General features: G+C 30.6%; 12 protein-coding genes. 8 read left to right on the top strand and 4 right to left on the bottom strand.

What is annotated here, in order from left to right; all coding sequences use genetic code 11:
• Positions 1-8: 8 nt before the first annotated feature.
• The gene (locus tag HW119_RS04505) at positions 9-770 is read right to left on the bottom strand and encodes a DUF3298 and DUF4163 domain-containing protein (protein WP_177761570.1); all 762 of its coding nucleotides are present in this window, start codon (positions 768-770) and stop codon (positions 9-11) included.
• Positions 771-857: 87 nt separating this feature from the next.
• On the opposite strand from HW119_RS04505, the gene HW119_RS04500 reads away from it, so the two are divergent.
• Positions 858-2,000 carry a cystathionine gamma-synthase gene (locus HW119_RS04500; protein ID WP_177761568.1) on the top strand — a complete coding sequence of 381 codons (1,143 nt, stop codon included), beginning with the start codon at positions 858-860 and terminating at the stop codon, positions 1,998-2,000.
• Between the two features lie 53 nt (positions 2,001-2,053).
• Here the strand turns inward: HW119_RS04500 and HW119_RS04495 are convergent, their stop codons facing one another.
• The 3 genes from HW119_RS04495 to HW119_RS04485 all read right to left on the bottom strand — a co-directional run bounded on the left by HW119_RS04495 (position 2,054) and on the right by HW119_RS04485 (position 5,211).
• Positions 2,054-2,443: an acyl-CoA thioesterase gene (locus tag HW119_RS04495; protein WP_177761566.1), complete on the bottom strand. Its 390-nt coding sequence runs from the start codon at positions 2,441-2,443 to the stop codon at positions 2,054-2,056.
• A gap of 127 nt (positions 2,444-2,570) precedes the next feature.
• Positions 2,571-4,280 (bottom strand): ribonucleoside-diphosphate reductase subunit alpha, encoded by a 1,710-nt coding sequence (locus HW119_RS04490; protein ID WP_410503986.1) that lies wholly within the window; start codon positions 4,278-4,280, stop codon positions 2,571-2,573.
• Positions 4,237-5,211: a ribonucleotide-diphosphate reductase subunit beta gene (locus HW119_RS04485; RefSeq protein WP_177761562.1), complete on the bottom strand. Its 975-nt coding sequence runs from the start codon at positions 5,209-5,211 to the stop codon at positions 4,237-4,239. The genes HW119_RS04490 and HW119_RS04485 overlap by 44 nt, the downstream gene beginning before the upstream one ends.
• 378 nt (positions 5,212-5,589) lie before the next feature.
• Between HW119_RS04485 and HW119_RS04480 the strand changes: the two genes are divergently transcribed.
• From HW119_RS04480 to HW119_RS04450, 7 genes are all read left to right on the top strand, one after another.
• The gene (locus HW119_RS04480; protein WP_177761560.1) at positions 5,590-7,884 is read left to right on the top strand and encodes a T9SS type A sorting domain-containing protein; all 2,295 of its coding nucleotides are present in this window, start codon (positions 5,590-5,592) and stop codon (positions 7,882-7,884) included.
• The gene (gene recO / locus HW119_RS04475) at positions 7,884-8,597 is read left to right on the top strand and encodes a DNA repair protein RecO (RefSeq protein WP_177761558.1); all 714 of its coding nucleotides are present in this window, start codon (positions 7,884-7,886) and stop codon (positions 8,595-8,597) included. The genes HW119_RS04480 and recO overlap by 1 nt, the downstream gene beginning before the upstream one ends.
• Before the next feature lie 271 nt (positions 8,598-8,868).
• On the top strand, positions 8,869-9,195 hold the full coding sequence (locus HW119_RS04470; protein ID WP_177761556.1) for a hypothetical protein: 327 nt from the start codon (positions 8,869-8,871) through the stop codon (positions 9,193-9,195).
• Positions 9,196-9,366: 171 nt separating this feature from the next.
• A complete protein-coding gene (locus HW119_RS04465; RefSeq protein ID WP_177761554.1) occupies positions 9,367-10,140 on the top strand; it encodes a GLPGLI family protein in 774 nt (257 codons plus the stop codon).
• A 227-nt stretch (positions 10,141-10,367) separates the two neighbouring features.
• Positions 10,368-10,691, top strand: coding sequence for a hypothetical protein (locus HW119_RS04460; protein WP_177761552.1), 324 nt, complete (start codon positions 10,368-10,370; stop codon positions 10,689-10,691).
• Between the two features lie 23 nt (positions 10,692-10,714).
• Positions 10,715-11,494: a GLPGLI family protein gene (locus HW119_RS04455; RefSeq protein WP_177761549.1), complete on the top strand. Its 780-nt coding sequence runs from the start codon at positions 10,715-10,717 to the stop codon at positions 11,492-11,494.
• Positions 11,482-14,142 (top strand): carboxypeptidase regulatory-like domain-containing protein, encoded by a 2,661-nt coding sequence (locus tag HW119_RS04450; protein WP_177761547.1) that lies wholly within the window; start codon positions 11,482-11,484, stop codon positions 14,140-14,142. Before HW119_RS04455 ends, HW119_RS04450 begins: the two co-directional genes overlap by 13 nt.
• Positions 14,143-14,359: the final 217 nt, after the last annotated feature.

Raw genomic sequence — 14,359 nt, 5'->3', positions numbered from 1 at the left:
TTCGTGTTTTAGAAATAAAGTGGATTTAAATATTTTTTAAATGTTTTCATCGGGAATTTTAAAATAGTGGTTCCTGATGAATAAGGTGCAATTTCGTATTTATTGTAATGCAAAATTATTTCATTTTGCGTAACGATAATGTTTTCTGGCAAACTAAATTGATGGTCTTTGAAAATATTTCCGTTTTTATTGATGTCATCGGTTGCTGATAAATTAGCAGAAGCTCTAAAATCTTGTTCGGCAATTTTCTTAAATCCCTCGAAATCTAAAAATAAATCTTTTTGAGAAATTTGTTTACCGTCTTCTAAATTAAAAAATAAAGAAACGACTCCTTCATTTCCGTGAGCTCCACCTGTAAAGGTGTAATAATTTAAAACGATATTGGCACTTTTGTTTTCGAAAACTTCCAATGTTCCATTAACCGAAGCTTCCCAAGGCAAAGGTTCGTTCGGAAAGGCATTTTTTATTTCGTCGTATGAAGCGATAAAAGATTTAGCTAAATCGGCGTAATTTTTAATTTCGGCATTTTCGGTTTCAAACGCGATATGTTTTTTTACGTTTTTAAAAACGACGTCATTGATTTTGTTTAATTCTTTTTCATCAGAAATAATCGTCGGGATTATTAAATCGACATAAGTACAATCATCATTATCGCACGGAAGTGTTGTTTTTAGTTCGTATTTTTTTGTTTCAAAATACCAAGTTTCTTTTTTGGTGCAATTGAATAATAGCGTTGAAAAACAGATTAATAAAAGTAATTTTCTGGTCATATAATTTTTTGTTAATGTGAAACAAATCTATAATATTTCCTTCATAAAAAGTATCTTTGTAATTATTTTTAAAAAACGTTTTTAGTTATGAAATTTAATACAAAAGTAATTCATGGTGGACAGCATCACGACCCAAGTACTGGAGCGGTAATGCCACCAATTTATCATACATCAACTTTCGCGCAAACAAGTCCGGGAGTTCATACAGGTTACGAATACAGTAGAGCAGATAATCCGACAAGAACAGCTTTAGAACATGCTTTAGAAAGTATTGAAAACGGTGCTCGTGGTTTGGCTTTTTCATCTGGATTGGCAGCTATCGATTGTGTTTTACGTTTATTAAAACCAAACGATGAAGTAATTGCGATGGACGATTTGTACGGAGGAACTTATCGTTTATTCACTCGTTTTTATCAAGATTTAGGAATTAAATTTCATTTCATTAATATGAATGATTTGGAATTGTTTCAATCTAAAATCAATGCAAATACCAAATTAGTTTGGATTGAAACACCAACAAATCCGTTAATGAAATTAGCAGATATCGAAGCGATAGCTAAAATCACTAAGCAAAATAATATCTTATTTGCGGTTGATAATACTTTTGCAACGCCGTATTTACAAAAGCCTTTAGATTTAGGTGCTGATATTGTGATGCATTCGGCTACTAAATATTTAGGTGGACATTCTGATGTGATTGCTGGAGCTTTAGTTATTAAAGATGAAGAATTAGGAAAACAATTGCATTTTACACAATTTGCAACCGGAGCAACTTTAGGTCCGCAAGAAAGTTTCTTGGTTTTACGCGGAATTAAAACCTTGCATTTACGTGTTGAACGTCATTGTTTAAACGGGCAAAAAGTAGCTGAGTATTTAGAGCAACATCCGTTAATTGACCAAGTTTTATATCCTGGTTTACCATCGCATCCACAACACGATTTAGCTAAAAAACAAATGTCTAAAGGTTTTGGCGGAATGGTTTCTTTTACATTTAAAACTGGAGCTAAAGCAGATGCTATTAAGTTCTTAGAAAATTTAAAGGTATTTACTTTAGCAGAATCTTTAGGTGGAGTTGAATCTTTAGCAAATCACCCAGCTTTAATGACACATGCTTCAATTCCTGCAGAAAAACGTGCAGAAATTGGAGTAACAGACGACATGGTTCGTTTAAGTGTTGGAGTTGAAGATATCGAAGATTTGATTGCAGACATTGAACAAGCATTGAAATAATGTTTTATATAACTAAAAAAGGAAGCTTTTCAGCTTCCTTTTTTATGCCAGAATTATTCTTTAATAACGTTAGTTGGCTTTTTGTGTTCGTCTAAAGCCACAAACGAAAATTGTCCTTTAACAGCTAAATAGCGAACGTCTTCATACATTTGTTCAACAAAAATCTCAACTTCAACTTTTAGACTTGTGTTTCCCACATGTGTAACTTTTCCTACCAATTCAACAATGGTTCCTGCTGGAATTGGTTTATTAAAATCTATTTTATCAGATGAAACGGTTACCATAGTTTGACGAGAAAAACGGGTTGCTGTAATAAAAGCAACTTCGTCCATCATATGCATGGCCGTACCTCCAAAAAGGGTATCGTAATGATTGGTTGTATTTGGAAAAACAGCTTTAAATATTCGAGTTTCTGATTTTGAAATTCTTTCTTCTAAATTCATTTTTAATAGTATTTGATTCTATGCAATTTATGAAATTATCAAATTTTGATAATTAATCGCACGTATTATTTTTTAATTTTTACAGATTTGACCATTTTTTTAAGAATAAAAAAGCAATCAAATTTATTTAGGCTTCACAACTTGAACAAATAACTAAATTTGTAACAAATTCTTTCGATACACTTTGACTACGCTGATAATACAAGGTTTTTACGCCAAGTTTCCAAGCTTCGATCATTAATCTATTTACTTCTTTTATTGGGACATTAGCCGGAATGTTTAAATTTAAACTTTGTGCTTGGTCTATATATTTTTGTCGGATAGAAGCTTGTAACACAATTTCGTACTGACTGATTTCTTTAAATGTTTTAAAGATGTCTTTTTCTTCTTGCGTTAACGATTCTAAATGTTGAACACTTCCGTGATTTAACATAATACTTCGCCAAGTTTCTTCGTTATCGATTCCTTTTTCTTCAAGTAACGTTTTTAGATATTTATTTTTACGCATAAAATTACCTTTTGCCAAACCAGCTTTGTAATAATTGCTGCTATAAGGTTCAATACCTGGAGAAGTTTGTCCTAGAATTGCAGACGAAGAAGTTGTTGGTGCAATTGCCATTAAAGTTGTATTTCGTAATCCATAACCTTTTAGGACTTCTGGTTCTCCGTAAATTCTAGCTAATTCTTGTGAAGCTTTTATACTTTTTTCTTGAATGTTTTTAAAAATGATATTCGTTTGCATTTTTGCTTCTAAACTTTCAAAAGCAATTTTATTTTTCTGAAGATACGAATGCCAACCCATCACACCTAATCCAAGTGCACGATGATTTTTTGCGAATGTGTTTGCCGATTTTAAATAATGATTATCCTCAGTTTTTGCAATAAACTCTTGTAAAACAGCATCTAAAAAGAAAACTGCTAATTTCACAGCTTCGGTATCTTTCCACTCGTCATACAATTCCAAGTTCATTGACGATAAACAACAAATAAATGATTCGTTTGCAGAGGATGGTAAAGCAATTTCTGAACACAAATTACTAGAGTAAATTTGCATTTCTTTATCTTTATAAACTTGAGGTTTATTTCGATTAATATTATCGGTAAAGAAAATATAAGGCAAACCTTTTTGTTGACGACTTTCTAAAACTTTAGCCCAAATTTCTCGTTTATCTCTGTCTCCGTCAATCATATCCTGCATCCAATAATCGGGTACGCAAATACCGGTAAACAAATTTTGAATTGGACTACCGATGTTTTTAATTTCTAAAAACTCTTTAATATCATCGTGGTCAATATCTAAATATGCAGCAAATGCACCACGACGTACACCACCTTGCGAAATGGTATCCATTGCGGTGTCAAAAAGCTTCATAAAACTAACAGCACCACTACTTTTTCCGTTATCTGTTACAGCGCTTCCACGTTCACGTAATTCGCCAAAATACCCCGAAGTTCCACCACCAATTTTAGTTTGCATGATAACTTCGCCTAATTTATGCGTAATACTTTCGATATTATCTGGTACATAGACATTAAAACACGAAATAGGTAATCCGCGTTCGGTTCCCATATTTGCCCAAATTGGAGACGATAAACTCATCCAACCTTTTTCTATCATTTCAATGAAAGCTTCGGTAAGTTCGGGTTTATATAATCTTTTTGCCGCTGCAGACGCAATTCGTTCAATTGCTTTTTGTGTGGTTTCTCCTTTTAATAAATAGCCACGATTTAATATTTGTTCGCTTTCTTCGTTAAGCCACCATAATCTTTCCATAATCATTGTTTTGTTTGAATTAAAATAAATCGTCTGCTGTGATACTTTTGTCGTGTTTGGTATAATCTACCGGACGTTTTGCAAAAAAATCGTCCAAGCTATTTGCAAATATTTCTTCTTCAAACCAAATCATCGGCTGGTAGTTTTCTTCTGAAATGAAAAACAATTTTGAAAGGTTTATTTTTTGTAAACTTTCATCGATTCTGAATTTCATAAAATTTAAAAGATTCTGTTTTGATATGGTATCTAATTCACCAAATTCAAAAATCCAATCCAAAATTTCGGCTTCGATATTGATTGAGTCCACTACAATTTCATTAATCTCTTTTATCGTTTGGTCGTCAAAATAATCAGGAAATTCTTCTCTAATCTTATTGATGATAAAAATCCCACCATTTGCATGAATTTGCTCATCAATCGAAGTCCAAGCAATAATATTACTTACGTTTTTCATTGCACCTTTGAAACGTGTAAACGATAAAATAATAGCAAATTGACTGAATAACGAAACGTTTTCAATTAAAATGGTAAAGAGAATTAACGATTTTAAATATTCTTTTTTATTGTCCGATTTTGAATTTTTTAAAGCATTTGATAAATATTGAATTCGTTTTGCAATAACCGGAATTTCAATTACTTTTTCGAATTCGTTATTATATCCTAAAACTTCAAGTAAACGAGAATAAGCTTCGGAATGACGAAATTCACATTCGGCAAACGTACTTCCTAGCCCATTGAATTCTGGTTTTGGTAGATGAAGATATAAATCGCCCCAAAAAGTTTTTACATTGACTTCTATTTGCGCAATAGCTAGTAAGCTTCTTTTAACAATTTCTTGTTCGTTTGGATTTAAATGCGAATGAAAATCTTGAATATCAGCTGTAAAATCAATTTCAGAATGCACCCAAAAAGATTTGTTGATGGCGTTGGTAAATTCTAATATCTCTGGATACTCGAAAGGTTTGTAATTGATACGTTTGGTGAAAATGCTCATTGTTTTACTTTTTAATTAAACGAATTTAAAAAGTAAATGAAGAAAGGAAATCTGTAAATTTTTGAAGTGCAGAAAACCATCAGACATTTACTTTTATGCGAAAGCAAAGTCAACATAATTGTGGAGGTCTGACTCATAAACACAAGATTTATTTACAGTTGCGCTACAGTTCGTGGATTTCACACGATTCCCCATTTGTGCTAAAATAGCAATTCAATTAAGTTTGAAACTATGTTTTAAAATTAAATATTTATGTGATGATTTACTTCAAAAAAGTAAAATCTTATTCACAATTATGTAAACAAAAAATTTTCGAAACCAAAATGTACTATTTTTATATAACTTATCGTTTATATTTGTAAGTATTAAATCGTGAATATGAAATTTTTATACAACATATTATTTCTGTTTTTATCAGTAAGTGCTTTTGCGCAAAATCAAATTTGGAAAGGATATTTTTCTTATAACGAAATTCGTGCAATTACACATTCACCTTCAAAAACTTATTTTGCAACAGACAATGCAGTTTTTGTTTGGGACGATCAAGAAGAAACATCTGAAATTTATAATTCAATTAATGGATTTAAAGCTTTTGATATTTCTGCAATTGCTTATAGCCCTAATTTTAATAAAATTTTAATTGGAAATACCAACGGACAAATTGCGATTATCGATGAAGTTTCTGGGAATGTTTTGTATTTAAATGACATTGTAAACAAAAATTCAATCGCTGATAACTTAAAGAGAATTAACGACATCTATATTCATGAAAATTTTGCATATGTAGCTACAGATTACGGAATAAGTGCTATTCGCTTGAATGATAATAATTTTGGAGACTCTTATTATATTGGAGATGCAGGAGAATATACTCAAGTTTTACAAATAACAAGTGTTAATAATTTTCTTTATGCAATTACTTCAGATTTTGGTTTGAAGCGCATTTCGCTTTCTAACCCAAATATGATTGATTTCATGCAATGGCAAGTTTACGATGTTTCAAAATGGTTGAGTATTGCAAATTTAGATGGTTCATTGGTTGGAGTAAAAGATGATTTAACTCTGAATCGTTTTGAAAACGATTTACCAATTGCTGTCGGAACGGTGTACGGCGGATTTTATAAAATTACAGCTTTCAATAAAGAGTTAACTGTTGTTACGCACGAATCGGTTAGATTATATAATCAAAACTTATCATTTCAATTTGAATATCTTTTCAATAATAATACAGGAAGATTTAATTGCGCTTTAGTTAAAAATGGGACGTTCTATTTGGGAACAAAGCAAGATGGCGCCATGGTTATTGACCGATCATCTAATTCAGAAAGAAATATTTCTCCATCTGGACCTCATTCAAACAGAACTTATAAATTGTTTTTTGATAACAATGATTTCTATGTTATTTTCGGTGGAATGACTTCTGATTATGTGCCTGTCTATACAACCTTAGGAATAAGTAAATACAACACAAGATCAGGTTGGAATTATTTGAAGCCGTCAAATTTAAATAATGTACGTGCAACAAATAACCTTTCTTTAAATCCTAGAAAAAAAGGACATATGTTTTTAAGTTCATTTTTAGAGGGCATGGTTGATATAACTGTGAATTCTGAAAATTTCTCTCAAAGTACTTCTGTTTTATATGATTATACAAACTCACCTTTGAGTTCGGTTCCTGATGGTAGTTTAAATACAACTCGTGTAAGTGGGCCTACTTTTGACAGAAATGGAACAGGTTGGATTACAAATAGTTGGTCAAATGCTCCGTTGAAATCGTTTGACTTAGATGGAAATTGGAGGTCATATTCTTTCTCGCAACATTTCAATGATTCTGGAAACAATGGACAGGAAAAAGAAAAATTTGGTGTTCCTGTAATTGATAAAAATAACACAAAATGGTTAGCAACTAACAACAATGGAATTATTGCATTTAACGAAACTCGAAACAACAAAAGTTTACAGCTAACTTTAGGAACTGGAAATTTACCATCAAGACATGTTAATACTATAGCTATTGATAATAACAATCAATTATGGATTGGTACTTTATACGGTTTACGCGTACTTTCTTCGATTGATCAATTTATAAACTCTAATGAATTACGAACCAATTCCATTATAATTCTTCAAGAAGGAGTTGCTGAGGAATTGTTTTATCAGCAGCAAGTCTTGAAAATTACTGTTGATGGAGCGAATAACAAATGGGTTTCGGTTTCAGGTGGAGGTGTTTTCTTGGTTTCTCCAAACGGTCAAGAAACACTTTATAAATTTGATATGCAAAATTCACCTTTACCAAGTAATGACGTTATTGATATTACAATTAATGGTAAAACGGGTGAAGTTTTCTTTGTGACTTCAAAAGGAATTGTTTCGTTTTTAAATTTTGCTACTGAAGCGAGTGAAAAACTTGATAACGTTAAAGTGTTTCCAAATCCAGTTCGTCCTGAATACACCGGAGAGGTAAAAATTGCTGGTTTGGTGGACGAATCAAATGTTAAGATAACGGATGTGGCAGGAAATTTGGTTTTCGAAAAAAAATCTGAAGGTGGAACTGTACTTTGGGATACGTATAATTTTGCTGGAAATAAAGTAGTTTCAGGTGTTTATATGATTTTTATCGCTGCTCCAGATGGTGGAGATACCATCGTTAAAAAGGTAATGATTGTAAGATAATGCTTGTTAAAACAAAAGCGGTTGTTTTTAGTGCTATTCGGTATCAAGAAAAAAGCTTAATTGTAAAATGTTTGACAGAAGAAGCTGGGCTTAAAACTTACTTTATTCGGAATGCATTTTCGAAAGCTAAAAACGCTCAGAATCGTGTGTATTTTCAGCCGTTAACTTTATTAGAAATCGAAGCAGATCATAAAAACAAATCGAGTTTAGAATACATTAAATCGGTAAGTTTAGCACAACCGTATCATTCGTTAAATATTGATTATGTAAAAAATGTCATCGCGATTTTCTTGGCCGAATTTCTTTCGAATGCTGTTAAAGAAGAAGAACCCAATAAGCCATTATATACATTCATCGAAACAGCATTTTTATGGTTTGACAATCATGAAGGAACCGCCAATTTTCATTTGTATTTTATATTAGAATTAACCAAATATTTAGGTTTTTATTTCGATGACTCAGATGAAACGTCCTTTTATTTCAATGCGCGTGAAGGTATTTTTGTAAACCAATTTAACCCGGATTGTTTTAACGAAGAAGAAACTATTTTGTGGCGCAAATTAATGCAATTTAATTTAACCGATAACGAAAAATATTTTAGCGGAAACGAAAGACGAAATTTACTACGTTTATTAGTTACTTATTATCAAAAACACATTGTAAACTTTAAAGAACCAAACGCCTTAAATGTGTTGATTGAGGTTTTTAGTTAGAAAATTTTAAGAACTACCAAAAGGTGGTTCTTTTTGTTTTTAACCAAAAAACCTAAAACTAACCACCTTTTTTCTGAAATTTATTTTGTTTTAGAAAAATTACCTAAAAGCATTAAAAAATACATTATATTCATTTTTTAAGTTAATTTATTTTAAAATAACAACAAAAATACTTGTTTTGTGTTATTATTATTATTATTATTATTATTATTATTGTGTTATAAGTTTTAGAAAAGTTCTAAAACGTTTTTAACTAATTACTTATAATATTATGAAAAAAATTATGTTTAGCGCATTAGCTTGCGTAGCTTTTGCTTTTAGCGGTTTCGCTTCGAATGAAGTTGTTGAAGGAAACGAATCTGTTTCTGATTTTAATTTAGAAACTGAAATAAACGAAAGTGATTTTAATATCGAAGGAACTAAACCTTGTGAGTATTATATTTCAATAACGAGTCCAGAAGGTGTAATTATTGATTTTAAAATGTATTTTAGTGATTTAAAACCTGGACCTTGTAGTGAAAGTTTTAAAACCGAATTTGAACATATAAAGAGACTTTATCCAACGATGATTGTTGAAGGAGGAATTACTTCGTTTTAATTTAAAATCAAATTATCTATTATATTGAAAACCAAATCACTAAGAATGATTTGTTATGCAAATTTGTTTTTTAGTGATTTGTGTGTTTTTAAAAGAAATGTTAGTGAAAATAATCGGTGTAGTACAAACGCAATAATAAATTATTATATTTTTCCTTAAAACCATAATGATATGAATAAGAGTTTTTATTTGTTAATTTTTTGTATTTTCAGTAGTTTTATATCATTTGCTCAATTTCAAGGCCTTTTTGTAACTTACAAAGAAGTTTTTGATACAGATAGACCAATTCAACGTTTAGCCTATTTACATACAACTCCTAATTTTTCTGTATTTGAAGAAGACTATAAATCAACAATAAGAGCAGAACAAAAGCTTGTTATAATTCCAAATGAAGATAATGTTAAATCAGAGCCATTGGTTATTGAGAATAATATTGTAACAACAAATTTAAATAATAAAAAGATAGAAACCTTTGATTATTTGTATTTCGAAAATAAATCAAAAATTGTAGATACATTAAATTTAAATTGGGAGTTAATAAATGAAAAACAAATCATAGATAAAATTGAATGCTATAAAGCAATTGTTAATTTTAGAGGTCGAAAATGGATTGCTTGGTATGCACCATCTATTCCGTATTCTTCAGGACCTTATAAATTTCATGGTTTACCAGGTTTAATAATAAAATTATATGATGAATCAAATAAGTATAATTATGTTGTCGAGAAAATTGAATTTTTAAAAGAAGAAATTTTTACCAAAAAAATAGCTGAAGTAGAAAGTATTCCATTCAATCAACAGCAAACTTTAAAAGATTTTATGTTAAAAAGAGAGCAAATTTTAGAAAATGGTTTTAATACTGCAAATAAAGACAGAGGAACTATTATGATACGTCAAAAAATGCCAAGAAAAGGTATCGAAATAGAGTTTGAATGGGAAGAATAATTTTTTTAACCTCAAAACCCAAAATAAACCACTTTTTTTCTGAAATTTATTTTGTTTTAGAAAAATTACCTAAAAGTATTAAGAAAATACATTATATTTATTTTTTTTAAGTTAATTTAGGTTAAATTATTTACAAAAACACTTGTTTTGTATTATTATTATTGTATTATAAGTTTTAGAAAAGTTCTAAAACATTTTAACTAATTACTTATAATATTATGAAAAAAATGATGTTTAGTGCATTAGCTTGCGTAGCTTTTGCTTTTAGCGGTTTCGCTTCGAATGAAGTGCAAGATGTTAATCATTTAGAAATTGATAAATTTCAATCTATTGAACATGATGATGAAATTGACCCTGTTTACAAAGTGGTTTGTACCGTTCATGTACATTTGACTGATTGGTTTGGTAATGATTATACAATTATTGAATCTAAAACGTTTTGGTTTGTAAGTGAAATAGAAGGTAATCTAAAATGTGATGCGTTTGCTGGAGAAATGGCTAAAAAACACAATGTAAGTGGTCCACAACCAAAAGTTATTTCTCCTAGATAGTTTTAAATATTAAATTTTATATTTTGAGATTTTTTCTAATTGCAATTTTCAGTTTCTCTTTTTTCGATTGTTTGTCGCAAAATGAAGTTGTTTTATTGAGCTATAAAGTCTATTATGATTATCAAAAACCTTTGTCACGTGATGTATTTATGACGATAAGTGACATGAAAGCACTATACATTGAAAAATCAAATTCTACTATTTTTTTAGGTAAGGAGAAAGAATTTGTAATTCCTGATATTATAGAAGATGAAAGATTATTAACTGACATAAGCAACTTTGTAATTAAAGCAGAACATAAATATGAAGATAAATTTTTAGTTCAAAATTTAGCAACTAACAAACTCTTCGAAACAGTCCAAGATCCATATTTTGGAAATTTTATTTCAGAAGAAAATTTAACAGTGATAGACTGGAATTTAGAAAATGAATTTAAAACCATCAATAATGTTAAATGTCAAAAAGCAATTGGAATTTTTCGTGGATTACAATGGGAAATTTGGTTTTCAACAAAATATCCAATTCCATTTGGCCCGTGGAAACTTTTTGGAGCTCCAGGTTTAATTTTTGAAGCATCAACTGTTGATAAAAAAGTTAGCTATCTTTTAGAGGAGATTAAATCAGGTAATTTGATAATAGATGATAACTTACCAAACTACAAAAAAATGAAATTACAAGATTTAATAAAATTTATGGATGCAAGTTCCGATGTGATAAACGATTCCAGTAGAAATTATGAGAATCGAACTAAAGTAGTTGGTTACAGAAATGCATTAGAACCCAAATACGAATGGGAAGAATAATATTTATAATTTTAACCTTGTTAACAACCGTTCCTTTACTCGCACAAACCGAGTTTAAAGGAACGGTTTCTTCTATGACAAATGAAGTTTTGCCAAACGTATCGGTGATTGTAAAAAACACCGAAGACAAAATTTTGTATTTTGGTTTCACCAAACCAAACGGCGAATTTTCTATTGCTGTAAATGATTTGGGTACTTTCGTTGTTGAGGTAAATGCCTTAGGTTATGTGAAACAAACGGCTCAAATTACCATAAAAGCTAAAGACAAAAAAGTAACAAAAAACTTTGTGCTCGAAGAATCTACAGAAATGTTAGAAGATTTGGTTATCGAGATTGATAATCCCATAAAACTACGTGGCGACACCTTAGTTTACGATGCCAAAGCTTTTAGTACCGGAAGAGAAGTAGTGGTTGAAGATTTACTTAAAAACATTCCGGGAATCACTGTAGAAAAAGATGGTAAAATAAAATTTGAAGATAGAGAAATTGAAAAAGTCATGGTCGATGGCGATGATTTTTTCAATCGCGGCTATTCCATTTTAACCAAAAACATGCCATCGAAACCTTTAGATAAGGTGGAAGTTTTACGTCATTATTCCAACAACAAATTATTAAAAGGCGTTGAAAATTCAGATGCTGTTGCACTTAATCTTACCGTTCAAGACGAATATAAAAGCATTTGGTTTGGCGATTTGAGTTTGGGTTACGGCATAGTAACCGAAAACCGTTATCAAGTTTCGGGCAACTTAATGAACTTTGGTAAAAAACAGAAAAACTTTTTTACCTTTGGTTTAAACAATATTGGTTACGACAATGTTGGAAATATAGACGATATGTTTTACAATTCGTCCGATATGATGAGTATTGGATACGGACAGCAAAACCACCAACAAATGTATCTTTCGGGTGGCGGAACGATGTTAAAAGACCATCGTACACGTTTTAATAATGCCGAAATGATTTCGTTAAATACCATCTTTCCAATCAATCCTAAAATGAAATTAAAGTTAGGCGGATTTTTAGGTTACGATGAGTTGGATGCTTTTCGTAATTCGGCAAGTTTTACACAAGTAGGTGAAACCAGTTTTGAGAATATCGAAGCAGAAAAATTTAAAAGTAAACTTCAAAAAGGATATTTAAACGCTTTTTTAACGTACGATATTTCTAAAACCAAAATGCTGCAAATCGGTTCGTTATTCAGTTTCGGAAATGCAAACAATAAAAACGATTTAACCTTTAATGGTGTTTCAACCTTAGAACGTTTAGAAACTAAAAACACCTTTTTTGATGCCAAAGCTACGTTTACTACCAAGTGGAAAGACAAAAATGCAGCTTTAGTCAAAGCGCGTTTTTTAACGAATAAAATTCCACAGTTTTATAACATCAACGATTATTTAATGGGCGATTTGTTTCCGTATGATGTGCAATCGGTTCGTAACGATATTCAGAATAATAAAACCTATGGCGGAATTGAAACCGACTTGAAATTCAAACAGAAAAAAGATGATTTAATTGAAGTCAGAGTAGGTTACGAATTTTCAAATCAAGATTTGAGTACGCAATTTAAATTGTTTACTTCCGATGCAGATTTTGTTCAACCTAACGATTTTCAAACAAATATCAATTTTCAATTACACGATTTTTATGCAAAAAGCGGTTACACTTGGAAATGGAAAAAAGCACAAGTAACGGCCAACGCAGATGTGCATCAGTTGTTTAATACGTTTTCGAATTCCTTACATAAACAAACAACAAAAGGTGTATTTTTTATAAATCCGAACGTAAATGCCAAATGGGATATCAATGCAACCAATGTGTTGTCTGGATATTATTCGTATAATTTTTCGAACTTAGATATTCAGCAAGTAAATGATACGTATTTATTGCAATCATCAAGAAGTTTTTCAAAAGGTTTGGGCGAATTCAATCAGCTCGAAAATTCGAATGCCTCGTTAAATTATTCGATTCGTCATTATTTAAATCGCTTTCGTTTTTCTGTCGGAATCAATTATTCCAAACAAAACGATGCTTTAGCCAGTCGAACTTCGTTGGAGCAAAACAGCTCGCTTTCTGAAAGTTTTTTTATTAAAGGTGGTGATAATTATGGTTTAAATGCCGAAGCGAATTTTTATTTACGAAAATTAAAAAGCAATTTAAATCTTAAATTTAATGCTAATAGAGGAGTTTCTTTCAATGCCATTAACGGAAGCGATTTGCGTAAAAATATTTACGAGTCTTTACGTTATAATGTAGCTTGGCGAACCAATTTTAAATCGGCTTTTAATTTTTACTTAGGAACCGAATGGACCGAGAGTAAAGTACAATCGCCAGGTTTTGAAAACACCAATTTAAACGGATTTAGTTTCTTAGATTTGTTTTATAAACTTAACGAACGTTTAGATGTTAAGGCGGTTACCGAACATTATTATTTTGGGAACTTAGAAAAAAATCAACGCGATTATTTTTTCTTGGATTTTGAAGCGACTTATAAATTAAAAGGCGATAAATACACCATTGGTTTAAAAGCAAATAATTTGTTCAATACCGAAAAATTTACCACGTTTAACGCATCAGATGTCGGATATTCGACCACATCTTACCGATTGTTACCTCGATATGTTTTAGGAAGTTTTAAGTTTAGATTCTAGTAATAAGAAACTAGATTTGAGCAATAAGAAGTTAGAATTGAATGATTAGAAATTAGATTTAAGCAATAAGAAGTTAGATTTGAACGATTAGAAGTTTAAAACAAACATTGACTTTGACTTTTGACTTTACGACTTAATTTGTGTTAGGGATTGCAGTGAAAATCCTTTTTAAGTTGCTAAAGCGTAGCGCATGCAACATAAAAAGATTGAAACGGAA

The sequence above is a fragment of the Flavobacterium sp. I3-2 genome (genome assembly GCF_013389595.1).
Taxonomy (GTDB): domain Bacteria; phylum Bacteroidota; class Bacteroidia; order Flavobacteriales; family Flavobacteriaceae; genus Flavobacterium.
This window is presented reverse-complemented; position numbering and strand designations above follow the sequence as displayed.

What these genes read in the sequence shown, in the direction of transcription:
- HW119_RS04505 (WP_177761570.1), bottom strand. Translation starts at nt 770, where the DNA reads ATGACCAGAAAATTACTTTTATTAATCTGTTTTTCAACGCTATTATTC.
- HW119_RS04500 (WP_177761568.1), top strand. Translation starts at nt 858, where the DNA reads ATGAAATTTAATACAAAAGTAATTCATGGTGGACAGCATCACGACCCA.
- HW119_RS04495 (WP_177761566.1), bottom strand. Translation starts at nt 2,443, where the DNA reads ATGAATTTAGAAGAAAGAATTTCAAAATCAGAAACTCGAATATTTAAA.
- HW119_RS04485 (WP_177761562.1), bottom strand. Translation starts at nt 5,211, where the DNA reads ATGAGCATTTTCACCAAACGTATCAATTACAAACCTTTCGAGTATCCA.
- HW119_RS04480 (WP_177761560.1), top strand. Translation starts at nt 5,590, where the DNA reads ATGAAATTTTTATACAACATATTATTTCTGTTTTTATCAGTAAGTGCT.
- recO (WP_177761558.1), top strand. Translation starts at nt 7,884, where the DNA reads ATGCTTGTTAAAACAAAAGCGGTTGTTTTTAGTGCTATTCGGTATCAA.
- HW119_RS04470 (WP_177761556.1), top strand. Translation starts at nt 8,869, where the DNA reads ATGAAAAAAATTATGTTTAGCGCATTAGCTTGCGTAGCTTTTGCTTTT.
- HW119_RS04465 (WP_177761554.1), top strand. Translation starts at nt 9,367, where the DNA reads ATGAATAAGAGTTTTTATTTGTTAATTTTTTGTATTTTCAGTAGTTTT.
- HW119_RS04460 (WP_177761552.1), top strand. Translation starts at nt 10,368, where the DNA reads ATGATGTTTAGTGCATTAGCTTGCGTAGCTTTTGCTTTTAGCGGTTTC.
- HW119_RS04450 (WP_177761547.1), top strand. Translation starts at nt 11,482, where the DNA reads ATGGGAAGAATAATATTTATAATTTTAACCTTGTTAACAACCGTTCCT.